Origin of the sequence: Micromonospora sp. NPDC020750 (assembly GCF_044334565.1) — a bacterium.
Lineage (GTDB): Bacteria > Actinomycetota > Actinomycetes > Mycobacteriales > Micromonosporaceae > Micromonospora.
The window spans coordinates 496,758-520,561 of record NZ_JBIRTH010000003.1; the positions used below are offsets into that span (position 1 = coordinate 496,758).

32 protein-coding genes are annotated in these 23,804 nt (G+C 69.8%); 13 read left to right on the forward strand and 19 right to left on the reverse strand.

The genetic code is table 11. The features are described 5' to 3' along the window. The first annotated feature begins 124 nt into the window (after nucleotides 1–124). From ACH4T9_RS12640 to ACH4T9_RS12670, 7 genes are read left to right on the forward strand one after another with little or no spacing between them, the layout of a single operon-like run. Nucleotides 125–970, forward strand: coding sequence for a phage distal tail protein (locus ACH4T9_RS12640; protein WP_396671188.1), 846 nt, complete (start codon nucleotides 125–127; stop codon nucleotides 968–970). A 7-nt stretch (nucleotides 971–977) separates the two neighbouring features. Continuing rightward, nucleotides 978–2,171: a hypothetical protein gene (locus ACH4T9_RS12645; RefSeq protein ID WP_396671189.1), complete on the forward strand. Its 1,194-nt coding sequence runs from the start codon at nucleotides 978–980 to the stop codon at nucleotides 2,169–2,171. 18 nt (nucleotides 2,172–2,189) lie between these two features. Then, nucleotides 2,190–3,128: a hypothetical protein gene (locus tag ACH4T9_RS12650; protein ID WP_396671190.1), complete on the forward strand. Its 939-nt coding sequence runs from the start codon at nucleotides 2,190–2,192 to the stop codon at nucleotides 3,126–3,128. Nucleotides 3,129–3,140: 12 nt separating this feature from the next. Beyond that, entirely contained in the window at nucleotides 3,141–4,607 is a 1,467-nt protein-coding gene (locus tag ACH4T9_RS12655) for a hypothetical protein (protein ID WP_396671191.1), read from the forward strand. A 12-nt stretch (nucleotides 4,608–4,619) separates the two neighbouring features. Then, nucleotides 4,620–5,606, forward strand: a complete 987-nt coding sequence (locus ACH4T9_RS12660; protein ID WP_396671192.1) for a hypothetical protein — start codon at nucleotides 4,620–4,622, stop codon at nucleotides 5,604–5,606. Beyond that, on the forward strand, nucleotides 5,606–6,037 hold the full coding sequence (locus ACH4T9_RS12665) for a hypothetical protein (protein ID WP_396671193.1): 432 nt from the start codon (nucleotides 5,606–5,608) through the stop codon (nucleotides 6,035–6,037). Before ACH4T9_RS12660 ends, ACH4T9_RS12665 begins: the two co-directional genes overlap by 1 nt. Beyond that, on the forward strand, nucleotides 6,016–6,468 hold the full coding sequence (locus ACH4T9_RS12670) for a hypothetical protein (protein WP_396671194.1): 453 nt from the start codon (nucleotides 6,016–6,018) through the stop codon (nucleotides 6,466–6,468). Before ACH4T9_RS12665 ends, ACH4T9_RS12670 begins: the two co-directional genes overlap by 22 nt. Here the strand turns inward: ACH4T9_RS12670 and ACH4T9_RS12675 are convergent. After that, nucleotides 6,449–6,796: a hypothetical protein gene (locus ACH4T9_RS12675; RefSeq protein ID WP_396671195.1), complete on the reverse strand. Its 348-nt coding sequence runs from the start codon at nucleotides 6,794–6,796 to the stop codon at nucleotides 6,449–6,451. The genes ACH4T9_RS12670 and ACH4T9_RS12675 overlap by 20 nt on opposite strands. A 95-nt stretch (nucleotides 6,797–6,891) precedes the next feature. Between ACH4T9_RS12675 and ACH4T9_RS12680 the strand changes: the two genes are divergently transcribed. Next, nucleotides 6,892–7,275 carry a hypothetical protein gene (locus ACH4T9_RS12680; RefSeq protein ID WP_396671196.1) on the forward strand — a complete coding sequence of 128 codons (384 nt, stop codon included), beginning with the start codon at nucleotides 6,892–6,894 and terminating at the stop codon, nucleotides 7,273–7,275. Between the two features lie 334 nt (nucleotides 7,276–7,609). Here ACH4T9_RS12680 and ACH4T9_RS12685 read toward each other — a convergent pair whose 3' ends face one another. The 11 genes from ACH4T9_RS12685 to ACH4T9_RS12735 all read right to left on the reverse strand — a co-directional run bounded on the left by ACH4T9_RS12685 (nucleotide 7,610) and on the right by ACH4T9_RS12735 (nucleotide 17,939). Next, nucleotides 7,610–7,933, reverse strand: a complete 324-nt coding sequence (locus ACH4T9_RS12685; RefSeq protein ID WP_396671197.1) for a hypothetical protein — start codon at nucleotides 7,931–7,933, stop codon at nucleotides 7,610–7,612. A gap of 368 nt (nucleotides 7,934–8,301) precedes the next feature. After that, nucleotides 8,302–8,553, reverse strand: a complete 252-nt coding sequence (locus ACH4T9_RS12690; RefSeq protein WP_396671198.1) for a hypothetical protein — start codon at nucleotides 8,551–8,553, stop codon at nucleotides 8,302–8,304. A gap of 389 nt (nucleotides 8,554–8,942) precedes the next feature. Beyond that, a complete protein-coding gene (locus tag ACH4T9_RS12695) occupies nucleotides 8,943–9,947 on the reverse strand; it encodes a helix-turn-helix domain-containing protein (RefSeq protein WP_396671199.1) in 1,005 nt (334 codons plus the stop codon). 78 nt (nucleotides 9,948–10,025) lie between these two features. Continuing rightward, nucleotides 10,026–10,709: an NUDIX domain-containing protein gene (locus ACH4T9_RS12700; protein ID WP_396671200.1), complete on the reverse strand. Its 684-nt coding sequence runs from the start codon at nucleotides 10,707–10,709 to the stop codon at nucleotides 10,026–10,028. Further along, complete coding sequence (locus ACH4T9_RS12705) at nucleotides 10,706–10,999, reverse strand: hypothetical protein (protein WP_396671201.1); 294 nt, start codon at nucleotides 10,997–10,999, stop codon at nucleotides 10,706–10,708. Before ACH4T9_RS12705 ends, ACH4T9_RS12700 begins: the two co-directional genes overlap by 4 nt. Beyond that, nucleotides 10,996–11,616: a hypothetical protein gene (locus tag ACH4T9_RS12710; protein WP_396671202.1), complete on the reverse strand. Its 621-nt coding sequence runs from the start codon at nucleotides 11,614–11,616 to the stop codon at nucleotides 10,996–10,998. Before ACH4T9_RS12710 ends, ACH4T9_RS12705 begins: the two co-directional genes overlap by 4 nt. After that, on the reverse strand, nucleotides 11,613–11,837 hold the full coding sequence (locus tag ACH4T9_RS12715) for a hypothetical protein (protein WP_396671203.1): 225 nt from the start codon (nucleotides 11,835–11,837) through the stop codon (nucleotides 11,613–11,615). The genes ACH4T9_RS12710 and ACH4T9_RS12715 overlap by 4 nt, the downstream gene beginning before the upstream one ends. 10 nt (nucleotides 11,838–11,847) lie before the next feature. Continuing rightward, nucleotides 11,848–14,058, reverse strand: coding sequence for a hypothetical protein (locus tag ACH4T9_RS12720; RefSeq protein ID WP_396671204.1), 2,211 nt, complete (start codon nucleotides 14,056–14,058; stop codon nucleotides 11,848–11,850). 20 nt (nucleotides 14,059–14,078) lie between these two features. Next, nucleotides 14,079–15,980, reverse strand: coding sequence for a hypothetical protein (locus ACH4T9_RS12725; protein WP_396671205.1), 1,902 nt, complete (start codon nucleotides 15,978–15,980; stop codon nucleotides 14,079–14,081). Between the two features lie 150 nt (nucleotides 15,981–16,130). Next, nucleotides 16,131–16,400: a hypothetical protein gene (locus tag ACH4T9_RS12730; protein ID WP_396671206.1), complete on the reverse strand. Its 270-nt coding sequence runs from the start codon at nucleotides 16,398–16,400 to the stop codon at nucleotides 16,131–16,133. A 39-nt stretch (nucleotides 16,401–16,439) separates the two neighbouring features. Continuing rightward, nucleotides 16,440–17,939 carry a hypothetical protein gene (locus ACH4T9_RS12735; RefSeq protein WP_396671207.1) on the reverse strand — a complete coding sequence of 500 codons (1,500 nt, stop codon included), beginning with the start codon at nucleotides 17,937–17,939 and terminating at the stop codon, nucleotides 16,440–16,442. Between the two features lie 164 nt (nucleotides 17,940–18,103). On the opposite strand from ACH4T9_RS12735, the gene ACH4T9_RS12740 reads away from it, so the two are divergent. From ACH4T9_RS12740 to ACH4T9_RS12760, 5 genes are all read left to right on the forward strand, one after another. Next, nucleotides 18,104–18,352, forward strand: coding sequence for a hypothetical protein (locus ACH4T9_RS12740; protein WP_396671208.1), 249 nt, complete (start codon nucleotides 18,104–18,106; stop codon nucleotides 18,350–18,352). A 163-nt stretch (nucleotides 18,353–18,515) separates the two neighbouring features. Then, nucleotides 18,516–19,925, forward strand: coding sequence for a helix-turn-helix transcriptional regulator (locus ACH4T9_RS12745; RefSeq protein WP_396671209.1), 1,410 nt, complete (start codon nucleotides 18,516–18,518; stop codon nucleotides 19,923–19,925). Between the two features lie 22 nt (nucleotides 19,926–19,947). Then, nucleotides 19,948–20,133 carry a hypothetical protein gene (locus tag ACH4T9_RS12750; protein ID WP_396671210.1) on the forward strand — a complete coding sequence of 62 codons (186 nt, stop codon included), beginning with the start codon at nucleotides 19,948–19,950 and terminating at the stop codon, nucleotides 20,131–20,133. Continuing rightward, nucleotides 20,130–20,357: a hypothetical protein gene (locus ACH4T9_RS12755; protein WP_396671211.1), complete on the forward strand. Its 228-nt coding sequence runs from the start codon at nucleotides 20,130–20,132 to the stop codon at nucleotides 20,355–20,357. Before ACH4T9_RS12750 ends, ACH4T9_RS12755 begins: the two co-directional genes overlap by 4 nt. A 160-nt stretch (nucleotides 20,358–20,517) precedes the next feature. Next, nucleotides 20,518–20,715 (forward strand): hypothetical protein, encoded by a 198-nt coding sequence (locus ACH4T9_RS12760; protein WP_396671212.1) that lies wholly within the window; start codon nucleotides 20,518–20,520, stop codon nucleotides 20,713–20,715. Between the two features lie 69 nt (nucleotides 20,716–20,784). Here the strand turns inward: ACH4T9_RS12760 and ACH4T9_RS12765 are convergent, their stop codons facing one another. The 7 genes from ACH4T9_RS12765 to ACH4T9_RS12795 form a co-directional block, all read right to left on the reverse strand. Then, nucleotides 20,785–21,201, reverse strand: a complete 417-nt coding sequence (locus ACH4T9_RS12765) for a hypothetical protein (protein ID WP_396671213.1) — start codon at nucleotides 21,199–21,201, stop codon at nucleotides 20,785–20,787. A gap of 74 nt (nucleotides 21,202–21,275) precedes the next feature. Continuing rightward, a complete protein-coding gene (locus ACH4T9_RS12770; RefSeq protein WP_396671214.1) occupies nucleotides 21,276–21,821 on the reverse strand; it encodes a hypothetical protein in 546 nt (181 codons plus the stop codon). A gap of 139 nt (nucleotides 21,822–21,960) precedes the next feature. Continuing rightward, nucleotides 21,961–22,152, reverse strand: a complete 192-nt coding sequence (locus ACH4T9_RS12775; RefSeq protein WP_396671215.1) for a hypothetical protein — start codon at nucleotides 22,150–22,152, stop codon at nucleotides 21,961–21,963. A gap of 1 nt (nucleotide 22,153) precedes the next feature. Continuing rightward, nucleotides 22,154–22,444, reverse strand: a complete 291-nt coding sequence (locus ACH4T9_RS12780) for a hypothetical protein (RefSeq protein ID WP_396671216.1) — start codon at nucleotides 22,442–22,444, stop codon at nucleotides 22,154–22,156. 1 nt (nucleotide 22,445) lies between these two features. Next, nucleotides 22,446–23,135, reverse strand: coding sequence for a hypothetical protein (locus ACH4T9_RS12785; RefSeq protein WP_396671217.1), 690 nt, complete (start codon nucleotides 23,133–23,135; stop codon nucleotides 22,446–22,448). After that, nucleotides 23,132–23,488, reverse strand: coding sequence for a hypothetical protein (locus ACH4T9_RS12790; protein WP_396671218.1), 357 nt, complete (start codon nucleotides 23,486–23,488; stop codon nucleotides 23,132–23,134). Before ACH4T9_RS12790 ends, ACH4T9_RS12785 begins: the two co-directional genes overlap by 4 nt. Next, nucleotides 23,481–23,792 carry a hypothetical protein gene (locus ACH4T9_RS12795; RefSeq protein WP_396671219.1) on the reverse strand — a complete coding sequence of 104 codons (312 nt, stop codon included), beginning with the start codon at nucleotides 23,790–23,792 and terminating at the stop codon, nucleotides 23,481–23,483. The genes ACH4T9_RS12790 and ACH4T9_RS12795 overlap by 8 nt, the downstream gene beginning before the upstream one ends. Nucleotides 23,793–23,804 lie beyond the last annotated feature (12 nt).

Genomic DNA, 23,804 nt, shown 5'->3' on the forward strand with positions numbered 1-23,804 from the left:
CGGTGACGGGTGGGGGTGGGCGGTGCCGCTGATCATTGGGGGAATCACCCCCGCCCCGCCGGTGGAGCCACCCCCTCCACGGCCATTGCCGGTACCAGCCCCCCGGTTCGACCCGGGCGAGTATGTGCCGACGTGGTTCGACCCGGACGGGGTGGAGTGGCCGTTGAACCCGCCCGGCCGGGAAAGGTTCACGCTGAACGCGGTCACCGGCTACGGACTGACGCCGGTGAGCATTCAGACCCGGCCGGATCCGCGCGGCGGCGTTCAGGTCATGGGGATCCGTGACCAAGCCCGCGTGTTGACGTGGCCTGTGCGGGTGCGTGCCCGCACCCACTTGGAGTTCCTGGCACTGTGGCGGGCGCTGGGTGAGTCGTTCGCATTGACGAAACGGAAAGGCCCCGGCCTGTTCCGGCTCACACGACCCGACGGGTCCGCGCGGGAGGTGCTGGCCTACTACCAGGCGGGCTGGGAGGGCGAGCCCGGCCAAGGGCAGACGGAGGACACCCCCGCCCTGTCACTGCTGTGCCCGGACGGGGCGTGGCGAGACTCGCAGCCCATCACGTTGACCCGCGCCTACGGGGAGTCCGTCGACTACCTGCTGCCGTTTCCCAATATCAGCAGCGGTGACGTACTAGGGGCCACCCAGATGACCAACCCCGGAACGGTCGAGGCGTGGCCGTCGTGGACGGTGACGGGTCCCGCGTCGCAGATCGTGGCCACCAACCACACGCTAGGCCGAACCTTCACGCTGAACTATGGCCTTTCCGCTGGTCAAACGCTGACGATCACTACCCGGCCCGGTCGTGTACTCGGCCCCACAGGGCAAATGCTCGGCGGCGCGTTGCAGCGCCCTGGGTCCACGCTGTGGCGGCTGGAACCCGGCGTCAACGACCTCGAATTCGCGGTCAGCGGCAGCGGGCCGGGCACCACGATCGCGCTCACCTTCTGGCCCCGCTACAACATCGCATAGGAGGGACATGGGTGTCTTCGGCCCCGCCCCCACGCCAGCGGAATACACGATTTGGGTCACCGACCACAACCTGAACGTGATATCCCAGCAGATCGACGACTGGGCGTCCCTATCGGTGACGTTACGGTTCAACGAGGTCAGCTCCGGCGAGTTCACCGTCCCCGCCTACCCAGACGTGGTGCAGGCGGTACGCACACCCAAAGCGCGGGCCGCCATCGAACGCAACGGGATCATCCTGCTGGCGGGCCCCATCGAGTACACGGGCGCCCTGGACTGGCAGGCCGAGAAGCACGGCTACGACGGGGTCGGGGACCTCACCGTCCGGTTCGCCGACGACCTCGCTCTCATCGCCGGACGGCTCACCTACCCGAACCCGGCACTCGCCGCTACCGCGCAGGACGTGGCGAAGTGGACTGCCACCGGCACGCCGGAGGTGTTGGGTCGCGCGTTGGTCAACAACAACGCTGGGCCTGCGGCTCTGCCTGTCCGACGGATCCCCCGGCTGACGCTGGGGCCTACCACGGGAATCACCGGGTCTGTCACCTGGTCGACCCGCTTCCAGGCAGTCACCGATGATCTGCGCGGCATCGTCAACCTTGCAGGCGGCCGGATTGGCTGCCGCACTCAGCAGGTCGGCAACACGATCGAGTTTCAGATGTACCAGCCGGTGGACCTGACTGCCGGTATCTGGTTCTCCCGATCGATGGGCAACGTCGTGTCGATCAAACACGAACCTGAGGCGCCCAAGGCGACGGTCGCGGTCTGCGGCGGCAAGGACGCTGGCGTCAACCGGGTGATCGTGGAACGCGGCGACCCGGGCGACTGGTGGCGGCTGGAGACGTTCGTTGATGCGGCGGGCGCGGACAACCTCACCGAGCTCCAAGCGGCGGGGGACGACGAGCTTGCCGGTGTTGGTGAGGTGCAGCGCCTCGCTGTGGTTGCCGCTGACATTGACGGCCAGCGTTTCGGAACGGACTACAACCTCGGTGACCTGGTGGCCGTGGAGGCGTACCCCGGGCTGCCGGACGTGCCGGATGTTATCTCCGCCGTCGAGATCGAAGCCGACCCTGAGGACGGCGAGACGATCCGCCCCGTGATCGGGGTCGGGTCCGCGCAAATGCTCAACCCCGCCGCCGCGTTGCAGCGCGACATTCTCCGCAAGCTCGCACGCCGCGGTGCCACCGTCGAATATCCGCTCTAGCCCTTGAGGGGAGGCGTCGTGGCCGGCTACGCCTTCCCCACCACCGCCTACAACAGTCGTGCCGTCACGCCTCGCGAGTACGAGGATCTGATGCATCCGATGGGCCCGGACGGGCTCATCGGGGATCCCACCCTGCCGCCTCTGGTGTACGCGGATTCGTCGCTGCTCGGCGTGAAGATCCGCGCAGACCGTGCTGCGCTCATGCGGGGGCTGCGCTGGGAATCTGGGGACACCGAAGTCAGTGTGCCCCTGGACGCCAACACCACCCCGGGAACCAGCCGCAAAGACCTCGTCGTGCTGCGGATGACCCGCAACCCGTGGAACATCTCCCCCGCAGTGGTCAAGGGCGTCGAGGTGACGACACCCACCACCCCGCCACCGACCTACGGAACCAACACCGCCACAGGTGTTTGGGAACTGCCTTTGGCTGAGGTAACCGTTCCCTACAACGACACGGTCACTGACTTTGCGCAGTGCACGCCGAAGGCTTGGTACATCGGCTCTGACGGGCAAATCCGCTGCACAACGGACACCTTGCCACCCCACGAAGCAGGACGGGTCATCTGGTTGCATCCCGGGAACCGCTACCAAGTGTCAAACGGCACCCGGTGGTTGACGGCGGTGGAGGACTCGGGGCTGACGGCGGTCAGCTTGTTGTCCGGCTACGCGGCTGGCGAGAACGTGGTGCAACGGGTTAACGGCATATGTGTGCTGAACGTGAAGGTGATGCGGACCAACGGCACGATACCGGCCGGCGCGAATACCCGCGTCGGGCAACTTCCCGCCGGGTTCATCCCCACCTTCCCGGTGCAAAGCGCAGCCCTGTGGTGGTCGGCTGCCCAGGTGGTTGGGCTGCGTGTGGATCCCGACGGTTACCTGTACGTCGTCTGCCCGGCCGGGGTGTCTGTCGGCCAAAACCGCACGGTGGATGGATCACTGACCTGGATTGCGGCCTGAGAGGAACACTGAATGACTCGGTACTGGGCTGCGGGTGGACCGTCCGATTACACCATCGTCACCGGCGACACTGCCACCATCGGTGTCCCACCGAACGACAAGACTGGCAAGGCGGTGGTCACCCTCGGCGGTGTCGAGGTGAAGTGGTGGAACACCGAAACCGGCGGAATGCAGTACACGGATCTGAGGGACAGCACTGGGGCGGCCGTGTCGTCGGTGCTGTCGTCCGACGGCTCCGATGGGCGCGGGCTGGGGCAGATCCAGCGGGTCCAATACCCAGACGGCATCACCGGGGCGTGGGCGTCTGCCGACGGTGGGCCCCGTGTGTGGATGACTGCGGACGTCGGCGACGAGACGGTGAGGACGGCCGCGGCTTTGTCGGCGCACGCCTCGGCGTTGAACCCGCACAGCACCGGCCTCGCCAACCTGTCCGACGTGTCGGTGGGCGCGATCGGCACCCGCACTGATGGGACGGTGGTGGGCTGGTCGGATGGCCAGTTCACGCTGCTCGCCCCGTCGCAGGTGTCAGGTGCGCTGCTGCTCAACCCGCCAAAGGTTGGGGGGGCATACGTCGGGCAGACCGCTGCGCCGCCCGACCCGACGCAGGGCCAGAACGGCAACCCCTGGCTGCGCATTCAGCAGCCGTACTCGTCCGGGGACAACAACCCGGACACGATTCAGATCTTCTCCACCACGGCGGGTGGTCAGGCGGTCAAGACGTTCTGGCCCAACGGCAACGGTGAAGCGCGCGGTGCTCCGTCGACCAGCAACCGGGTTGGCGGCCGGTGGTTCGAGGCGTACGAGTCGCTGGGTGGCCCGAGTACCGGCCGATTTTTCGAACTATCGACCAACCCCGTGGTAGCCGCGAACCGGGAGCCCTTGCTGGGCGCGTACGGCACCGGCCACTCCACCCAACCCGGGTGGATCGTCGCCACCCGCGTTCTCGCCGGCCTGCTCGGTGTGCGGGCCGGCGGCAGCTACAACTCCCTGACCGCAATCAACTGGCGCGGGCAGCGCCCCACCACCGGGGCCCCCACCTCCGGTACGTGGACCACCGGGGATGTGGTTCTGGACTCGGCGGGCGCCGTGTTCCTGTGCACTGCGGGCGGCACCCCGGGCACGTGGACCACCGGCAGCGCAGGCGGCACCGCATCCCCCACCTCGTTTGTCAACCTCACCCCCGGAACCGGCATGTCGTTGGGTGGTAAGGCGGCGGCGTCCCGCTTGGATCGGGGCGGCGACAACGGCAGGTTGCGGGGCACCCTGACCGCGACCGGATCGGTCACTTCCGGTGCGGTGCTCGCCACGATCCCCACCACCACCCACCGGCCCCTGGCTTTGGCGACCACGATCGCCCGGTACACGGGCGGCGGCACACAGCTACAGGTCGCCGCGAACGGTGAAATCACCGCCGGCAACAGCCTCACCTCTGGGCAAAGCGTGTGGCTGGACTCCATCACCTGGGACATGACCGCATAGGAGGAGACGCCCGTGGGTGCACAGAACAGGCTCGACTGGATCTCCCGCGGTTCCCCGTTCCGGCTGATGCAGCCCGCGCGGGACCTGCGGGATGGGCTGCGGCGGCACGGCTACACCGTGTACGACATCGGCAACCGCAGTCACCTGGAGCACAACCCGCCCGAGGACCACACCCCCTATTCGGCGACCGGCTACCCGGGTCGCGCCCAGTACGGGGTGGGCTACGCGGTCGACATCATGCCCCCGCCGTCGGGGGCCCGGTCGAAGGTCGACGGGCTGCCGCTGCCCAGCCTGCAACAGCTCGGGGCGCAACTGCTCGCCGACCGCAACGCGCGGGTCACTGGCATCCAGTGGCTGAAGTACATGAACTGGGAGCCGGAGCGGAACGGCGCCGGCCCCTGCTATCAGGAGTTGTGGAAGCCGACCTACTCGCGGCGTACCTCCACCGACCGGGGTCACATCCACCTGTCCGGGCTGACCGGGCACGAGACCAGCAGCACTGCCGCCGGCTACGACCCGGTGGCCCGCATCCGAGGAGAGGACGAGATGGCGAACTTCACCGACACGCACGCGAGGGTCCTCGACCAGTTGGCCGCCGTGCTGCCGACGCTGGCCGCGCAGAGCGCCTACACCGATGGCCGGATCGAGGCCATCGCCAGCGGCCGTCCCACCGTCCGCGCGGACCTCAAGGGCGGCGGGCAGGCTGTCTGGCTTGTGCAGATGCTGCGGAGCCTGCCCGCGCTGCTCGGCTCGGAGGGCACGAGCAGCGCGGAGTTGGCCGCCGCGCTCGCCGCTCTGCCGGACCCGGTCGACGTCGACGAGCCGGCAATCATCGCCGGGGTGCTCGCTGGCCTGTCACCGCAGCGGCTCGCCGAGGCGCTGCGGGCGGCCGGGCTGACCCCGGAGGCCATCGCCGCGGCGGTGCCGGCGGACATGGCCCGGCAGGTGGTCGATGAGCTGACCGCCCGGCTCAACGCCGGCCCCGCCGCGCAGTCCTGATGGGGCGGGCGGTGTGGCGGTTGCGGCGTCGGGTCGGTAAGCGCGGCACCGCGTTGCTGGTCTTCGCTGGCCTCGACATCGCCTACGCGCTGCGCCTCGCTACCGCCCGACCTGACGGGCAAACCATCTACGCCTGGCTCGCCGACCCGCTGCCGCTGTGGCCGTGGGCGGCGTTGTGGGCCGCCGTCGCTGTCGTCTGCACCCTGGGGTCGGTGCGGGCATTCGACAGGGCGGCGTTCACCGCAGCCATAGGCATCAAAGTCCTCTGGTGCTCCCTGTACCTGTCCGGTTGGGCTCTCGGCGCTGTCCAAGACGGCTGGGCGCAGGCGGCGATCTGGGGTGCGTTCGCACTGGTCGTGTGGCTGGTGGCGGGCTGGCCGGAGCCGATCACCAGACAAGGACACCCAGCATGGACCCCACCGTCGGAATGATCCTCGTGGCAGCCGCATCTGGCGGCGTCGACTGGACGCCCGTCATCGTCGGCTTGATCTCCGGCGGTGCGGTGGTTGCCGCCGCCGTCGTCACCAACCGGGTTGCCGGCCGGGCGTCGAAGACGAACGCCATGTTGCAGTGGGCGGCGCAGTTGCAGGCCAGTGAGCAGGCGGCCCGCCGGGAGGCCCGGGAGTCTGATGACCGGGCTGAGCGGATCCGGGATGAGGCCGACGCTGACGTGGCCCGCCTGCGGTCTCAGGTCAGCGAACTGGAGGATCGTTTGCAACAGATGACCAGCGCGGTTACCCGGTTCACGGACACGTTGACGTCGGTGCAGGTGGAGGTGTGGCGGCCAGAGCCGGACATGCGGGCGCTACGAGAGTTGGTGGGCCGTCCGCACGGTCCCGGGGTCAATGGTCGGAGGGTGTGACGCCGGGCACCCGTACCCAGTTGCCGCCGCTGCGTTGCCACCCTTCGCCGATCGGTTTGCCATCGGCTCCGTAAGCCGCTGGCACTTCGGTCCATTCGCCATCTGCGGTTAGCCGGCCAATTTCCTGCTGGGCGCGTTCCTGGCTGCGGTAGGCGCGGGAGCCGATGGTGACGTCGGTGTGTTCGACGAGCCACCGGCCGTCGGCGAGCTGGCCGAGGGTGACGTGACGGCTGGCCCAGTGGGCGGTGTGTCCGTGCTGCCAGCGGCGGTGCCGGCGGATGCCGTGAAGCAGCCACGGTTCGACTCGTTCGCCCTCTTCGCCCGCCACACAGTTCAGCGTAGGTCGGGCTGCCCTTGAATCTCCGCCCCGGCCGCTCAGGTTTCGGGGCGTTTCCTTGAATCTTCGAGCCCCATGGAGGGGTCATGGACTCTGTTGTTCTTCCCGAGCTGCCTACCTACCTGTTCGCCCCCAACCTGGCGGGTGTGCTGTCGCTGGCGCTCACGTTCCTGCTGCCCCTGGTCGCCGCCCTGTTCATGCGCACGTCGTGGTCGGCTTTCCGTAAGGGTCTCGTCCTGTTCGCGGTCGCCGCAGTGAAGACGTTCCTGGAGGCGTGGCTGGTCGCCTCTACGGCGAACGTCGGGTTCAACTTCGGCGAGGCCGGCTACGCGGTGCTGGTGAACTTCGGCCTGGCGGTCGTCTTCTACGTCGGGCTCCTCAAGGACACCCGGGCGCAGCAGGCAGCGATCTCCGGCGGTGTTGTGCGTGACCGGGTGATCGACGGCACCGCCACCCAGCGAATCGCCTGACCTCACCACCTCAGGCTGGCACCCAGTCTCGCTCCCCAGCGCCGGGTGCCCACCGGGCCGCCTCGTCCATTCCTGCCCCGCCAGAACGCGGGCCGGATGGGCGGGGCGGCCCTCTTCGTCGTTGTGCCCTGGAGACGAGCAGAAAGTGAGGTGGATGTTGTGTGGGATTGGGTTACGGCTGCCGTGGCGGCGTGCGGTCGGCGCGCTCCGGCGCAGGTGGAGGCGGCGCGGGATGAGCGGCGCCGGGCGCTGCTGATGATGGCTGAGGTGTGGGTGTCCGGAGGTGACGGGCGTCTGCCAGCGGGGAGCGAATCTACTGGTGGGGTGGGTCCGGTCAGGACCGGGCCATGATCCCGAGTACGAGGGCAGCCAGGATCAGCAGCGGCGATGCGTAGCCGGCGACCATCAGGATCCGCTCCCCGGTTGGGCGTGGCTCCAGGTACTCGTCCGGCCCCAAGACGTTAGGCCAGCCGTTGCGGTACTCCACCCGATGCCCGTCCGGTACGTCGACCTGCACGGTGGGGCGGGTCATGACGGAGATGAGGGTGTGGATGCCGTAGATGGGCAGCCACCAGCCGAGGGTGACGGCGGACATGAAGATGTGGGCGGCGTGCCAGGTGCGGCCGAGGCTGCCGGTTTTGAGTGTGAGGGTTTGCACCGGGAGCACCGTAGCGGCGGTGTCCGCCCGGGAGTGTCCGGGAGGCGACAGCGGTCCCGGTTGGCTCTCCCCGCGGTGCCCGCCGGTGACGTCCCGGCCGGTGCCGACCATCCTCGACGCGCCCCCGCTGGCTCCGGCCGGCGGGGGCGTCTCGTCGTCTTCAGCGGCCGATCACGCGTCTCGGTCACCGTTCGGCGTTCTGACGCTGGGAGTGTCGGGCAAGAGCCCGTGGGCGATCAGCCATCCTCGGGCGTCCGCCCACGGACGGCAGCGGTGCGGCACGTCGCAGATGGGGCAGCGTCCGTTGCGGAGTGTGTGGGCGGCGAGTGCGTCCCAAGAGGCGGTCGCCTGCTCGGGGGTGGGGCCGCTCACCGAAAGCCGGCCAGGTTGGCGCGGATGGCTTCCACCAGGACTTGCGCCTCCCAGCACCAGCCGGCGGCGCAGTCAGGTTGGCCGAGGGCGCACATGTGGCCGCGCACCCACACGTAGCCGCCGATGGCCTCGGTGAACACGGCAACAGTCCACACGTGCACGTCCAGGTCGGCGGGGTTGGGCCGCCACTCGTGGCGGAGCAGTTGGAGGCGGGTGCCGGGTGGCACGTCCAGGTTGACGGCGCTCATCGGCGGCGCTCCCATCGGTGCGAGCGGTTACGGGGGTGCCGTCCGGTGGAACCTGCGGCGAAGCCGTGGTCGGCGTCAAGCCAACGCGGATCGCCTTCGTCGGCGGGCACCTCAACGGCGGGCGGCGGCGGGTCTTCGTACCGGCCGCGTGGGGTGTTGCTGAACCACCGGTATCCCATCGCACGCCCCCGACAGTTTCGGGGCGTGGTGGCCTTGGGGCTGGGGTCCCGTCGGCCACCACACCTGCGTCGGCTGCGGAAAGCCGCGACCTCCGGTCTGCGACCCGCCGCGCCATTCCCGCCGGGCGCTTGTCCCGACATGTCAAGGGTGGTCGATGAGCTGCGGCAATGGCGTCCCAAAGCGTCCGCGAACTGTCCGCGACCCTGCATCTAACCGATGGCGGCCAGCACTGTCCGGTATTCGGTCGCCCACTGGGCGTTCTGCTGCTCGGCGGGCAGCCCGCCGAGGCCGGCACGCAGGTGGTCGGCGGCGCTCACATGGTCGCCGAGTGCCCGGTACACCAAGCCGAGACCCATGCGAGAGAACGTGGGTGACAGCCAGTAGGCGGTTGCCGGTGGGGTTTCCGACTCGGCGGCTGTGGTCAGGTCACTGGCCTCGCCGAGCAGGCGCACGGCGGTGGTGCGGTCGCCGAGCAGCGCGAACCCGTGTGCGGCCTGCACGGCGTCACCCACCCGCTGGAGCATGGTTGCGCCGGGCGTGTGGTAGGCGGCGAGGAAGTGACGGACGATGCCGCGCGGGTTGCCCCGCTGCCGGGCTAGGTAGCCGCGAAAGTTGGCTGCCTGCGCGGCGAGGGGCCCGTGGTTGATGGCGTCGGCCTGGTCGGCGGCTTCGACGAGCAGCCGGGTTGCCTCGGTGTCGTTCCGTGCCTCAGCGTGCAGCCAGCCGAGGAACTGGGTCCACTCGGCGGCGACCTCGTGGACGTCGGCTGCGTGGGGTCCTCGGGCTTGCTGGGCGACGGTGTGGATGGTGCGCCACTGCCGGGCGGCTGACGGCAGCATCATCGGGGCGGGAAGGGTGTCGTCGAGGCGACGCTGCATGGCCAAGTCGTCGGCGAGTAGCCGCACTGCGGCGGCGTCGAGGCGGGCAGGGTTGGCGATGATGTGGGCGAGCCGCTGGTCGTCGTCGGGGGTGCCCACTGGCGGCATGTCGGCTACGAGGGCGGCGAGGGTGCCGCCTGCCTGTAGGGCATCGTCGAGTTGCTGTGCGACCGCCCCGGTGGGTCTGGTGCGTCCGGTTTCCAGATCATGCAGGTAGCTTTTGCCGTGGTGCACGAGGCGGGCGAGGTCGCGCAGTGACATGCCGCAGCTGGTGCGTAGGCGGGTGAGCTGGGCGGCGAATCGCGGGTCTGCGATGGCGCGGATTCGGGCTGGCATCGGACGCTCCCAGGTCGCGGTCCGGGGGTGACCGTTGACTGTTATAGCTGACGGTCGCCCCTGTCGACGTTATGGCGGTCAGGCGTTTAGGTGCTTCACGGCGGCGACCAGTAGTGGCCGGTGCGCCTCGTACAGCGTCCCGCCGGCTGCCGTCACCGCCTGGTCGAGCTGGTCGACGTCGCCGAACGGCCACCACCGGGCTTCCAGCGCGTCATCGTCGCCGACGGCGGGCACCTCGGCGGGCAGCCGGAACAGGGCGGCGGTGGTCGTGATCCACGCCTCATCCGTGTTGCGCGGGTCGGCCACGTAGGCGCGGGTCAGGATCTCCGGCACCACCTGCCGTAGGTCCACCCCGGTTTCCTCCCGCAGCTCCCGCACCAGCGCGGCGGGCGCGGTCTCACCCGGATCGACCTTGCCGCCGGGGATCGCCCACTGGCGGCAGTCGGAGCGGAGGATCAACAGCACCCGCCGGTCCGGTCCGGTGCCGGCGACCACGATCGGGTCGGCGGCTTGGTTCTCCCCCCACCTGGGCAGGTCGCGTCCGACACGGCCGGTGCGCTCGACCGGGTTCACCGGGCGCCCGTCGACCACCTCGAACGGGGCGATCGCCGCAGCCTGCCGTGCAGGCCAGTTGGCAATGGTGGCCGGGTCCAGGGTGGTGTCCCGCACCCATCCCTCCGCGAGGCTCGCCGCGATGCCCTCGGCGCGCAACTCGGGCGGGGTGACGTCAACGGGCCGGTAGTCAGTTACTTCAATGGTCATGCGCGTCTCCTCACGCTGGTTCCTGCGGTGGCGGGCAGGGGCAGGTGGTCGCCGGTGGCGACCCCCGCCCACGATTCGGTGCCGGCCCTGCGCACCCGGCACACGAGCATGTCCGGGTTGAAAGGCTGGCCGGACAGCATCAGGTTGTAGACGTGCACGGTGAGACGTTCGACGGCGATCTCATCGGCTGCCGCGTACAGGCGGGTGTGCTGCACCCCGGCGTCGACCACCACGTCTCGGGGGCCGGTGCGGCAGATGACCCACTGCCACGGCGGCTGGTTGACGGTCACCGGCGTCGCCTCGACGTACGGCGCCGCCTCTTCGGACGGCGGATGCGGGCACTCCCCCACCACATGGCCGCGCCGAGAATCGTGGCGGCAACAGCGGCGTTGCGGGGCGCATCCCAGCCCTGCCACACGTCCGCCCCAGCCAGCCAGCAGCCGGCGAACAGGGCCACCCACGTCAGGGCGCGGGCCGCCCAGCGGAGCCGGGCGCGCACCACATGCCGGGGCAGGTGCCTGCGGATCCGGACCGCGCCCGGGTTGTTGCCGTTGTGTTGGAGGTTCCAGACGGGGCGCTCGTGGATAATCGCCGCCCGCTCCGCTGCGAGGACGTCATCTTCGGTCGCCCACACACGGTCGTCGCGTTCCCAGCAGGCCACATCGGGCGCCCACCGTTTGCCGTCCATGTGTTCCGCCCAGCGGGCAACGGCGGTGCGGCCGGTAACACCGATGTACAGGAGTTGCTGCCAACCGCCCAGCAGCCACGTGGTGAAACGCGCCCACCGCCCGGATTCGCGGGGCAGGTCACCCCACGCCCGGTACAGGCGCCAGTGTTCGGGTGGGGCCCAGGACGCCGGCCGGGACGTGACGCGCGGTCCCAGCCGGCGGATCTGAGAGGTGGTCACCGCTCCTCTTCCAAGTCGACAATGACCGGCGCCGCGTTGTAGCGGTCAACCCGGCGGATCCCCGAGTCGGTGAACTGGTGGTTGACGTCCACCACGCGGGCCCGTATCCGGCCGCGTAGCCCGTGCTCGATGGTCACCGCCGCGCCGACGGCAGGGACAGCGCCGCAGCGGGCTTCCCCGGCGTCGTTGCCGTCGATGCGGAAGTGCAACACGACCATCACGTTGGTCTCCTCAGTTCGCGTTCTCGGGGGTGTAGTAGCGGCCCTTTGTCCCGGCCGGCTGGACAATGCGCCGGTTCTGGAGTGCCTTCTTCAACGCGGGGTACATGGAGCTGCGGGCCTTCCACGCGGTCTTTTCCTTGACCATGCGGGCGAGGATGTCGCCGGGCATGGCCCCCCGCTTTCCGCAGTCAGCGATGATTTGGATCATCGCTTCGTACCGGTTGATGCCGTCGTCTTCCTCCGCGTCGACCGTCTCGTAGTCCGGTTCAAGGGCGGTGCTGGACTCAAACGAGTCGACGATCTTCGCCCACTCCGCCGCCCACGGGTCTTCCTTCGGCGGCTCCGGCTTGCTGCGGGGGAAGAAACGGGACTCCTGCTGCCTACCTTCGGCGCTGGTCGGGATGGCGGACACGGGGGCGGGGCTCTGCTGGGCGGGCACACGCTGCGTCGGCACGCTGGGCGCCTGCGGCACTCCCTCGGTGTACAGGTGTCCCGCTCGGTCTTCGGACCAGCGGTCGGTGTAGCCGGCCTGGCCGTCGCCGAGGCTGCGCACGGCGGCATCTACGGCGGCCTGGCCGTGTGTGTCCAGCGGCGCCGGATAGTTGGCGTGCAGTTCGGCGGCCCGGTAGATGACGGCCTGCTCGTCGTCGTCGCCCATGAAGAACGACTTGCCGGGGGCGATGCGCCCACCGTCGCCATCCTGGATGAGTACCGCCCCGCGGGTGGCCTTGTCCTTGAGCTTGTTGAGCATGCGGGCGGCGACGCCGTTGCCTTCGAACACGGACCGGGCGTCCTGAGGGGTGGTGACACCCAGTCCGATGCGCAGCTCGCACTGGGACTTGAGGTCGCCGTTACCGATCATGGTGACGGTGGAACGTTGGGTGGCGAGGACGAAGTCAACGGCTTCGGACCGGCCGAGTTGGATGCAACCGGTGAGGATGCCCGCCAGGGTGTTCGACGTTTCCCCTTGCCCTTCCTTGGCGGACTTGGGGCCGGAGCGCATGCCGACCAGGGCGGCGATCTCGTCGCAGATGACGATGACCGCAGGTAGGTCTCGCGTCGGTTTGATCTTTGATCCGCCGATGCCGGACTGGCCTCGCTGGTCGATGAGAGCGCGGGCGCCCGTGAGCATGCGGTGGGCTTCGATGCGGTCGGTGGCCACCCAGTCGAGGACGGGCCGATCGACCTTCTCCTCTAGCCACGGACGCAGCCACGGCTTGACCGCCCGACCTCCCTTGAGGTCGATCATCCAGATGACCACGTCGGTGCAGCGGGACAACTGGTGAATCATGACGTTGAGGAGGTTCGTCTTGCCGCGGCCCCGGACCCCGACGATGAGGGCGGCGATCTCGCGCAGCTTGAGGTGGATCGGCTCCCCGTCGGAGTATTTGCCGATCGTGAACGCGTTGTTGATCGACAGGGGGGTGTGCTCGTCGGGCATGTGGATGAGCTGCGACAGGACGTCCTCTACGTCGAAGTGCACCCACACCTCTCGGGCCAGCGCCCGACCGTTGTTGTCGGTGGCCCGCTCGAAGGTGATCGCCCCTTCGGACAGGCCGGTGGCGATCTCAAGGCGTTCCGTTTTCCCGGTCAGCCCCGGGAACGTGATCTTCCCGTCGTCGGGGAGGCGCATCAGGATTGAGAACCCGCACCGGGTGGGGATACGGTCACGGTAGGTGAGGTTCGCGGCGCCGACGCGGGCGAACAGTGCCTCCCACTTCGCCGCCTCAGGGTTCGTTGTGGCATGTGGGATGTCTGTGGTGGTCTGCGCGGTGGCCGGCTGCGGCTTTGCCCGCCTGGCCCTGTAGTTCGCCTCCCACTCCAACTGGGAGGCGCGCATCGACGGGTAGGCGGCCGTTGACAGGGCCAACCCCGCGCCGGCCGCCAGCCCGGTCCACATGTTGTACGGCGACGACCAGGCGACCGCCGCCAGGTAGCCGCCAGCGGTCAGCCCGGCGAGGGAAAAGTAGGCGCGGGCCGCATCGCAGAACCGCTCCCCGGCGGTGGCGGCGAGGCCGGCAGCGCCACCGATGATCGGCAGCGCCACCGACGCGGCTCCCCGCAAAAGCCAATGCTGGTCGTCACCGAACTCGGTGACGTGCAGAACTTCGGCTGCGGCAAACGCCACACCCGTCCCGAACAGGGGGTGCAGCACGGCCCGGTCCCGCCAAGGGCGCCCGAGCCACGTGAGCCGCTGCACCTTCGTCGGCTGCTTCGTCATCGCTGCACTCCCCTGCCCGCTCATACGACGTTCAGTTGCTTCTCGTTCGGCCGCGGGTTCTCGTGCCGGCCGATGTCGGCGGCGTTGCCGTCACGCCACGACTCGTAAAGCTCGTTGCCGGCCTCACCCATGGCGTTGAGGCCAGTCGCGACCTCGTGCAGGTACTCGGGGGCGGTCTCCAATGGCGTTTCGTCACGGAACCTGTGGCCCAGTGCGGCGACTTCGTCGCCGATCTGCTCGAACATCTCCTGCCACGAGCCGAAGAACTGCTCGTACTCCTCGTAGGCGCCCTCGTCCGGGGGCTGCCACCCGCCGATCGCCTCGCGGAACGCGTCTACGACGGCCTGGTGGGCGGGGTGCATCGGGGCTCCACTCATGGTGTTTCTCCTGTTCGATCTGGGTGTTGCCACCGCGGGCGCTTTGCCGACGGGGGCGGGTACGGCCATGACCGGTCGGGGTCGCCGGCCGGGTCTCGCTACGGCCGGGGCATCGCTGTCCCGCTCGTCGTCGTGGTGGTCGGGGCGCGGCTCCCGCTTCATGGCGGCTCGGGCAGTGCGAGCGATGGTGGGGGCACCGAGCCAGCCGGGGATCCGGACGATCAGGGAGCGGACCAGGGCACCGATATGCGCCATCGTTGCCAGGAACAGGGAGCCCCAGTTCATGGCGTGAACCTTGGCCGCCCATCGGCCTGCACGGGACCGGACGATCCGCGTCCACACCGCCGAGACGGCGCGGCGGCTACGACGCCCAGCCCAACGTCCAACCCAGCGGAACCCGTCGGCGCATCGCCGCAGCGGACGTCTGCCGGCGGCGAGAGTCGTCCGCCACAGCAGGCGGCGCGTCTTGCGCAGTCGCCTACGAACTGCCTTACGCCGTTTGGCGATCCACTTCCGGCGACCGGCTGCTTTCTTGTCGCGGCGCTCCCACCGTTTCGTCCTGCCGTTGGCGGCTCGGGTGGCACGCTGCTGGCGAAGGTTCTCCCGCCGGCTGGCGCGGGCCGCCCGCCATCCGCGCAGCCCCGTCATGCCGGCGGCGTTGACCGTGGAACGGTGCCGCTCGGCACGACGCCCACGGCCGGGCAGGATTGACGACAGCAGCCGCCGGGGGGCGCTGGAAGGGCGGAGTCCCACATGTCGGCGCCCGTTGCCGCGGCGGGCCTGTGCCGCCTGGCGGGGCTGACTGCCGGTGAGGCGACGCATCGCCGCCCCGATCCGCCCTGCGGCGCGGCTGGTCGGTCGGGCACCGCCGCGCGCGGGGTGGATACCGGTCGCTGCCCGGCCGCCGGTGGACGGCTTGGCGCTCTTACGGGTGGAAGACCGGCCCGTCAGCCCGAGACTCGCGGCGGCACGCCGCAGCCCCAGCGGCTTTCCGCCCAGGCCAGCTTTACCTGCCCGCCGGCTGCCGCCCTGACTGGCGGTCGATGCGCGGCCGGCGGCTGAACGGTGGGTGCCTGTTCGTGCGGGCCTCGGGGTACGCCCGGCTCGAATGCCGTTCATGCCGCCGCCCCGACTGTTCGGGGTCGCCGCTTGACGCAGACGGCCGTGCGCCGATCCTGCCGAAGCGCGTGCTCCTGAGGGCCGCCATTGACCGGTCTTTACCCGGCGCCGGAAGTCCGCCACCCCCACGGCGGCGGCTGGGGCGGTGACCGCAGCGACGGCAGCGGTGGCTGCCACCCCGGCAAGGCCGAACGCAGAAAACACGCCCAGGCCAAGGATCACCAAGCCGAGAGCGCTGCCACCGACAACCATGCCAAGGGGCGACCCGCTGTCCGGGTGGTCTTCGACGGCAGGTAGGGGGCCGTCCCAGGCGGCGGTGGACAGTTCGGGGTCCGGCAGGTCCACGTCGGGTAGCCCCTGCCACGGCCGGGCGGCCGTATCGAACGCATCGTCGAGGGTGTCGTCGGTGGCGACGGTGGTGTCCATTCGGTGTCCTCCTTCCGGTGGGTTGTCGGTGTCGCCTGTCGGGCCGACAAGCGACGTGACTACTACTGTCTTTCGCGTTTCCGCAGGTCAACGGCTTGTTTTGTTGGCCTTGTCGGGGCCGACATGCGACATGCCGACAACCTGACGGGATCAGGTGGGGTGCTTGCGGCACCACTCGACGACGGCCATGGCGAGGAGCGCCCCGGCCGCCCCGGCGCATAGGCCTGCCTGCTCGTTGCGTCCGGCGTAGTAGGAGGCGGCGGCGAGCAATGCGACGGCGAACGACACGATGGTGAGGGCGGTGGACAGGCGCAGGGCGGGCATCATCTGCACGCTGCTGGCTGGCTTGGTGGGCTGGGCGGTGGTGATGACGGCGACCGCGGTGCGGGTGCGCCGGGCGGGCAGGTTCTCAACGGTCATCGGTGGCCTCCTGGTCGGGTCGGGTTTTGCGAGGTCGGGCTAGGCACCGACTGCGACGGGCTGGTCGGCCGACTGGTCGGCTCCGGCGAGGTACGCCTTGAACGCCGGGTCGGCGCGGTCGAACGACCACCGGAGGTCGCCGCGGACGGTCGCCAGTCGGAGGTCGGTCGTGGTGCCGTACCGACTGCGAATGGTCGCGGCGTTGCGGAGCGCGGCCGGGGTGAACGTCGGTCGGTCGGCATCGGTCGGCTGGGCCACTCGCACGGTCGGTGCCGCGGTCGGCGCGGGCGCTACCGGGGAGCGGTCGGTTGCGGGTTGGGCGGCCACCGGTCGGGTGGCCACCGGTCGGGTGGCGGTGGTCGGCTGGGCCGGGACGGTCGGTCGGGTCGGCTTCGCGATGGTCGGGGCGACTGCGGTCAGAGCCGGGGCGGAAAGGTCGGTCGGCGCGACGACAGTCGGGGTCCGGTCGGTCGGGAGGGTGGCGGCCTGGTCGATTCGGTCGGCCTGGTCGGTCGGGTCGATGGGCGGCCAGATCGCCGGCTTCCCGGCGGCGACGTACAGACGTCGGTCTTCCACCGCAGCGACCGGCGACGGGATGCGGTACTTCACGGCGTGCCGCAGCGCCTTCGGGGTTTCGACCGGGGTGAGGATCCAGGCGAGGGCGGCAAACTTGGGTGCCTGCGTGTCGACGCGGCCGGCGGCGTGAAGTTCACGGCGGCGCTGCCAACGGGCGGTGCGCGACCAGATGTAGACGCCGAAGGCGCACATGACTGCCACCCCGAAGGCGGGGAAGGCGTCATCGCCCAGCTCAGTGCGTCCCTGCGCCTTGGCGGCGTGGTCCGCGTTCCAGTAGATGAGCCCGGCGATGAGGGCGATGTAGACGCCGATGCCGGCGCGTAGGGCGATGGTGGAGTCGCCGGCCACGAGGGTCTTTTCGTACAGCCTGGACAGCTTCCACAGGCCGCCTTCGAGGGCGCACGCGGCCAGCAGGGCGATGACGGGGTGCGCGTCGATGACGTCGCCGGTGAACACCTGCATGGTGTAGGCGCCGGAGACGACGAGCGGGGCGGCGAGGGGCAGCGCGCCGAAGGTGCGGTCGGCCCACACCCCGAGCCAGGTGAGCCAGGCCGGGATGGGGGCGATGTCCTGGTCGGTCGGTGCGGTGGTGGTCGGTTGGTGGTCGGTGGGGCGGCGGGCCGCGAGGGCGGTCGCCTTGGCTGCCTGGTCGGTGGCCTTGTTCTGCCGGTCGGTCGCCTTGTCGGTGCGGTTCTTGCGCCACCGGCTGAGTCGGTTGGTCGGCTGCTCGGTGTCGGTCGGGTTGGTGGTGTCGGTCGGGGCGACGGTCGGTCGGGTCGGCATCGTCGCCTCCTTCGGGTCGGTCGGTCGGATCAGTCGCCCGAGCCAGGTGTTGCGGTCGGTCGGGGTGTCGGTCGGTGCGGGGCGGTCGGTGGTCGGTTGGTGGTCGGTGACCGACTTGCGCTCGGGTGCGGCCGGTCGGAGTGCCGGTCGGTCGGTCGTGGTGGTCGGTCGGTCGGTCATGCCGGACAGTGTGCCACGAGTGCAACCAATGCAACAAGCGCAACCAACACGATTGCGGGTTCAGTCGGTCGGTTGGTTGCGCCAAGACCCACTACAGGCGTGCACTGGTTGCACTGCGGGCTACCATCACCGCAACTTCCACCACCAACACGAGGGCAGGTCACATGGGCGGACACGACCCCGCCGACGTGGAGCGTCGGCTGCGCGCAGGCGAGTGGGTGAGCACCACCGCTCTCGCCGCCGTGTTCGACCGCGACCGAACCACCGTGTACCGGTGGGTGGCCAAGAGGAAGCTGATCAAGTCGCGCATGTCCCCCGGCGGCGGCGAGCTGGAGGTCGATCCGGCCGACGCCCTGCGGGTGCTGGAGGACTGGCGCAACGGAAAGCCGCCCACGAAAGCCGCCGAAAGCTAGCCAGGGCCCGCCCTGCTGGTTGAGTCCGCTCATGCCTGCCAGCGTCATCCGGCCAGCAGCCCGTCGGAATGCCACCCGCACACCAGCCGCACGCCGTTGATCAGCGGTTGCCCATACGCTGGTGGGTGGCTGGCAATGCGGTGAGCACCCGAGGGCGGCAACCATGACCATCACTGAGGCACCGAACCGGCTCCGGCATCTGCGGGAGTCCCGGTCGTTGACGCAGCGGGAAATCGCCGACCGGTTGGGTGCGGCGGTCACTGAGGCGCATGTGTCTCGGTGGGAGCGGGGCGAGGTGGTCCCGGTTCCGAGGTATCGGCGGCGGCTGGCTGAGGTGTTCGGGGTGACCGTGCAGGAGCTCGGCATCACTTCGTCCGTACCAGCGCCGCGTCCCCGTGTCCGGTCGAGCGCAGAGGACTACATGAGCGACGTTGAGCAGGACCCCCGGGTGGTCGCATCCCAGGACGAGTGGCGCCGCACCCGGCAGCTACTCAACGGCCGCCGTCACGAGCTGGCGCAGACCGCGGCCGGGTTGTACCCGGGGGTGACGTTGGCGGGGACGGGGCTGATCGCCGGGCCGGGGTGGATTCCCGACGCGCCCGTCGACCTGGCGGACATCAGCCTGGTCGAGGTGCCGGACGCCCCCGAGCCCGCCCTGGACGGCACGGAGCGGGAAGCCGCCCGGGTGCTGCCCGACCAGACGCTCACCCGCACGTACCCGAGGTACACGGCGGCGGTGCGGGACCTGGCCCGGCCGCGCCTGTTCGAGGACCGGGTGTCATGGCGGTTGCTCAACGTCGACTGGTCCGGCGGGCGGGGGGCGATGGCGTTCGGGGACACCACCTACTTCTCCGCGGTGGACGTGTTCGAGCCGACCGCGCACGAGTTGGCGTACGTGGCCTTGGACGGGGATGGGCAGCCGGCGGCGCACCCGCACATGCGGGACCTGCCGTACCGGCGGCTGATCGGCTCGCCGTTCGACTTCTCCCGCCGTCCGGTGATGCCCGCCATCTCCACGCTGACGATCCGCAAGGACGCCGACCGGGCCGAGTTCCTGATGCACCGGCGTGACCCGCGGGCCGTTGCGGCGGCGGGCGGCATGTTGCAGGTGATCCCCAGCGGCATCTTCCAGCCGTCGTCGATCCTGCCTGCGGCCCGTGCCTTGGACTTCGACCTGTGGCGAAACGTGCAGCGCGAGTTCTCCGAGGAGCTGCTGGGGATGCCGGAGTGCGACGGCCACGGGCGTCCTGTGGACTACGGCAGCGGCCCGTTCGCAGTGCTCGACGAGGCGCGGGCCGACGGCCGGCTGCGGGTGTCCTGCCTTGGGGTGGCGTTGGACGCGCTCACCTTGGTTGGGGAGATCCTGACGGTGCTGGTGGTCGACGCCCCGGTGTTCGACCAGCTCGCGGCGGACTTCGTGGACCGCAACGATGAGGGCCAGGTGGTCGCCGAGCGGTTCGCGTTCACGGAGGCCGGGGTGCGAGGGCTGCTGGACTCGGGGCGCGTCGCACCAGCCGGGGCTGGTTGTCTGGAACTAGCTTGGCGATGGCGCAGGCAACTGCTGTCTGCGTGAAGTCGAGGCTGGGAGAAGTCCTGTGAGTGTGCGCGGTGCCATCTATGACGAGATCGACGGGTTCAATGGGCGGCAGGAAAAGGCCGGACAGCCGTTGACGATCGACCAGCAGTTGAAGCTCATAGAGATCAAGACCCTGCTGTCGATATCGGTGGAGCTGTCGAATCTTCGCGAGGCCATCATCTCGGTTACCGAGGACCGAGGGTGAGCGAGACTATGGAGCCGCCGGAGACGCACCCCGCATACCGGGTGGAGGTCGACCCAGGTGCCGGGCCGATGGTGGAATTCCAGGCTGTGCCGTTCGGAGACCAGGACTGCGACACCCCTCACGTCAACATGACGTTCCGCATGACCGAGAAGGACCGCGAGCTGGTGTTCTCGTGTCGCTCGCTGCTGTCGGACGCGGAGATGGGGGCGATGTCGACGCCTTGACGCAGGCTCGGGAGGATGCACGCCAGCAGGCGGCACTGTTCGACTGGTCTCCGCCGGAGGGCTAAGCCCGTTTTCGCTGGTGGATAGGCTATTCGGCTGGCGGGGATAGCCTATCCACGACGAGCCGCCCGACCGCCGCGCAGCGGGTACCGTCGCCTCCATGGACGTGTTGCTGCGTGGTGGCCCCGGTGACGGCCAGGTGGTGGCCGGCGGCGGGGAGACCGTGGTGTGGCGGGCCTGCCTGTACGAGCGGACCGGTGACGTGGATGTGCGCCGTGGTGGGCAGGTGCGCGTGTACGAGCATCGGGCGGACTGCTGCGAACGGTACGGGCGCGGTGCTGAGGACCGGTGCGAGTAGCCCGGACGTGAGGAAGCCGCCCCACCCTGGCGTTGCTCGGGGTGGGGCGGCTTTGTCGTACTGGTGTGGCTACCCCCGGCGGACGTGATCGTCGCCGAGACGATCCACCAGCGGTCGTGCCAGGCCGGTCCACTGCTCCCGGCTGATGCCGTACAGGCTGGCGATACTCTCCGCCACCTCGCCAGCGTCGTCGTGCGAGTCCGGCAGTTGGGGTTCCCACCATGCCCGGTTCTGGATCCAACTGACGCGGGACCATCGGCGGCGGGGGCTGTCGTTGAGGATGGTGAGGATGTCGCAGCGGGTCAGGTCGGCTTTGACCTGGGGGAAGCGGGTGGCAAGGGGGAAGTTCCGCCAGGCATGGTTGAAGGCGAGTTCGAGTTCGAGTTTCCGGCTGGTGAGTCCGGTGACGGCGAGGTCGAGGCAGCCGACGGCGAGTCCGTCGCCGATGACGGTGTACTGGTCGGCTTTGGTGAGCTTCCCGGTCAATGCTGTTCCTTCGGGTTGGTCTTGACGCGGACGGTGCCGCCGGCTTCTTCGATGAGCCGGCCACTCGCGGCGTGTCAGTCCTTGCTCAGGTCAACGATCACGCCCTGGTCGGCGCAGGCCGTCTGCAACCCGGCCATGTGCGTGCCCATCGGCCCGATGAACGCCAACCCGGCCATCTCCTGCCCCTTCGGCAGCTTCGACATCTGCCACACCACGTCGATGAGGGCGGTGCCGTGCTTCCGAATGTCGTCGTGGCGGGAGTCCTCGAACAGGGCCCGCGCCGCCCGGTATTCCTTCTCGGTGAGCTTGTCGTCGCCGTTGTCGCTGTCCTTGGCGCTGCCGTCCATCTTCTTGCCGTCGCGGATGGCCTTGCAGACGGCGACGCCGCTGTCTTCTTTGATGTAGCCGTCCCACACGACGTAGCCGATGGTGCCGAGGGCGAGGACACCGACGGTCGCTGCGGCGGCGGCGATGAGCGGCTTGCGGTTGGGCTTGGGCGGGGTGGTGGTGAACCCGTTGGGCTGCGGCGGGTAGGGCTGGCCTGCGGGGTCAACCCACGTCTGCGGCTGAGGTGCCGGGTTGGTGGGGGTGTGGTCGGGCTGCTGGGGAGGGTAGGTCAACGAGATCTCCTAGCTTGGGTGCGGCTTGGTCGATGGTGGTGGTTGGGGTGGCTTTGGTCGGGCTGGTTGTCGGGTAGGTGACTGCGGGTGTGGCCGGATGGGTGCCGGCCAGCGTTGGGCGGTGCCGGGCCGGCGCCAGTTAGCTCTCCCCAGCGGCCAAGGTGGCAGCCTGTACCCGGCAGCCGGCGGCGTCCGCCTCCACCTTGGCCGCCTCGGCACCCTTCCGGGCGGCCTCGGCGAGCAGATACTGCTGGTCGGCGCGCAGCTGGGCCGCCCACCGGTCCTTGTGGTCGGCTTCCTTCAGCAGGTGCCGGGCCTTGATCTCGTCCATGTCAGCCACGGCTGCCCGCCCGGGGGAGACGCCTACGGACGAGCTGCCCGAACACCTCCGACCGTGCAGTGTCGTCGCCGAACACACCCTGCAACGGGTCACCGTGCTTGACGCCCACCTCCCCCGGGTCGTCGACAGGGTCGGCGCCGGGGAGGGCGATGCCCAAGGATGCCCAGCCGCTGCGGTAGCGGAAGTAGAAGATGTGGCCGGTGGTGAGGGTGCCTTCCCACTGTTCGGGGCAGGTGCCGCAGGTGCGCTGCTGGGTGGCGACGAGCGGATGGTTGAGCGCCATGTCAGCTTCCCTCCCGCCATGCGATGGCGAGCACCTGGTCGGCGGCGGCCAGGAACCTGTCCCGCTCCCCCACCCCGTCCGGCTTCCCGCCGCCGACACCCCACGCCGCGTCGGTGAGCTTGTCCCACACCTGCGCGTCGCGGCCGTCGGCCACCCACATGTGTCGGGCGACGTCCTCGCGGATCTGCTGCCGGTCCGGGCCGTAGTCGAACGCGACCACGCGCTCAGTGCACACGCCGTCGCGGTTGTACGCCCGGATGACGAGCTGGTCGTCGCGTGCCGGGCCGTCGCCGGGCAGACCGCCGGTGATGGTCACCTCGGTCATGTCCCGGCGCCGCTCATCCCACCGGTCGCCGACGTGCTTGCCGGCGTGGAACCTCTTCCACTCCTCCGCCTCAGTCACGTTCTCCGCCGCGTAGGCGGCGAACCCGAACCCGGCAAGCAGACCCGGCTTGAGTCGGACGTCGAGGCCCTTCCCCTGATCGCTGGACCACGGGCGGACCTGCTCGACGGTGAGTCCGGCGGTGACCTTCGGCGGGTCGTTGACGTACGTGAACCGGTCGGTGAGGGTGATGCGCCGGCCGTGGGCGAGGAGGTTGCGAACCCGCTCGGTGATGTGGCCGGCGGTGTCGAGGGCGACCATGGCGTGCAGGTGCCGCTGGGTGAGGATCCGGTCGGCGGTGACGGTCATCGGGGCTCCTTTCCGGTGATGACGGCGAGCAGCGCGTCGGCACGCCGCAGGTACGGCTTCTGGTTGACGTGCTGCGGCAGGTCCCATTCGCGGGGTGCCCACTCGTCGGTGCGCTCGGACAGGAACAGGTGCCGCGCGAGGCGCTGGCGGGCGTCCCGGTTGATGCTGGCGGCGTCGTCGTAGGCGGCCTGCACCAGCCTTCCCGCGTGGGCGGCGAGCTCCCGCTTCATCAGCCCGACGGGCGCGCACAGTTCGCCGAACGGGGACGGGAGGGCTTTCTCCACGATCGCGTCGACCGCACTGCCGATCCGGGCGGGGGTGATGGGCAGGGTGACGTCGGTCGGGTCAGCCACGGCCGGTCTCCACGATCTCGAAGCGGTCGGCGTCGGGCACACCGGAGACGCACGGCTTGGTCTCAGGGTCGGCGGTGAACTGCTCGCGGGCGTACTGCTCGGCGAGGTTGCTGCGTAGCCCAGCGGGCAGCAATCGGATGGCCTGGTCGACGCTGGCGTGGGGGTGGCTGACCCCCAGGCGGTGGAGGTAGTCGGTGACCTGTTTTCGGGTGTCGTCCCGGTAGATGTCGGCGGGGTTGGGGTGGGGGCATCCGACGATGCGGACCACGTGGACGGGGCACGCGGGGTTGGCGTTGAAGTCCACGGCGTTCTCCTG

Excerpts from the sequence above, each read along its gene's own strand:
- ACH4T9_RS12645 (WP_396671189.1), top strand. The coding sequence starts at position 978 with ATGGGTGTCTTCGGCCCCGCCCCCACGCCAGCGGAATACACGATTTGG.
- ACH4T9_RS12655 (WP_396671191.1), top strand. The coding sequence starts at position 3,141 with ATGACTCGGTACTGGGCTGCGGGTGGACCGTCCGATTACACCATCGTC.
- ACH4T9_RS12665 (WP_396671193.1), top strand. The coding sequence starts at position 5,606 with ATGGGGCGGGCGGTGTGGCGGTTGCGGCGTCGGGTCGGTAAGCGCGGC.
- ACH4T9_RS12670 (WP_396671194.1), top strand. The coding sequence starts at position 6,016 with ATGGACCCCACCGTCGGAATGATCCTCGTGGCAGCCGCATCTGGCGGC.
- ACH4T9_RS12680 (WP_396671196.1), top strand. The coding sequence starts at position 6,892 with ATGGACTCTGTTGTTCTTCCCGAGCTGCCTACCTACCTGTTCGCCCCC.
- ACH4T9_RS12690 (WP_396671198.1), bottom strand. The coding sequence starts at position 8,553 with ATGAGCGCCGTCAACCTGGACGTGCCACCCGGCACCCGCCTCCAACTG.
- ACH4T9_RS12695 (WP_396671199.1), bottom strand. The coding sequence starts at position 9,947 with ATGCCAGCCCGAATCCGCGCCATCGCAGACCCGCGATTCGCCGCCCAG.
- ACH4T9_RS12700 (WP_396671200.1), bottom strand. The coding sequence starts at position 10,709 with ATGACCATTGAAGTAACTGACTACCGGCCCGTTGACGTCACCCCGCCC.
- ACH4T9_RS12720 (WP_396671204.1), bottom strand. The coding sequence starts at position 14,058 with ATGACGAAGCAGCCGACGAAGGTGCAGCGGCTCACGTGGCTCGGGCGC.
- ACH4T9_RS12725 (WP_396671205.1), bottom strand. The coding sequence starts at position 15,980 with ATGGACACCACCGTCGCCACCGACGACACCCTCGACGATGCGTTCGAT.
- ACH4T9_RS12730 (WP_396671206.1), bottom strand. The coding sequence starts at position 16,400 with ATGACCGTTGAGAACCTGCCCGCCCGGCGCACCCGCACCGCGGTCGCC.
- ACH4T9_RS12735 (WP_396671207.1), bottom strand. The coding sequence starts at position 17,939 with ATGACCGACCGACCGACCACCACGACCGACCGACCGGCACTCCGACCG.
- ACH4T9_RS12740 (WP_396671208.1), top strand. The coding sequence starts at position 18,104 with ATGGGCGGACACGACCCCGCCGACGTGGAGCGTCGGCTGCGCGCAGGC.
- ACH4T9_RS12745 (WP_396671209.1), top strand. The coding sequence starts at position 18,516 with ATGACCATCACTGAGGCACCGAACCGGCTCCGGCATCTGCGGGAGTCC.
- ACH4T9_RS12760 (WP_396671212.1), top strand. The coding sequence starts at position 20,518 with ATGGACGTGTTGCTGCGTGGTGGCCCCGGTGACGGCCAGGTGGTGGCC.
- ACH4T9_RS12775 (WP_396671215.1), bottom strand. The coding sequence starts at position 22,152 with ATGGACGAGATCAAGGCCCGGCACCTGCTGAAGGAAGCCGACCACAAG.
- ACH4T9_RS12780 (WP_396671216.1), bottom strand. The coding sequence starts at position 22,444 with ATGGCGCTCAACCATCCGCTCGTCGCCACCCAGCAGCGCACCTGCGGC.
- ACH4T9_RS12785 (WP_396671217.1), bottom strand. The coding sequence starts at position 23,135 with ATGACCGTCACCGCCGACCGGATCCTCACCCAGCGGCACCTGCACGCC.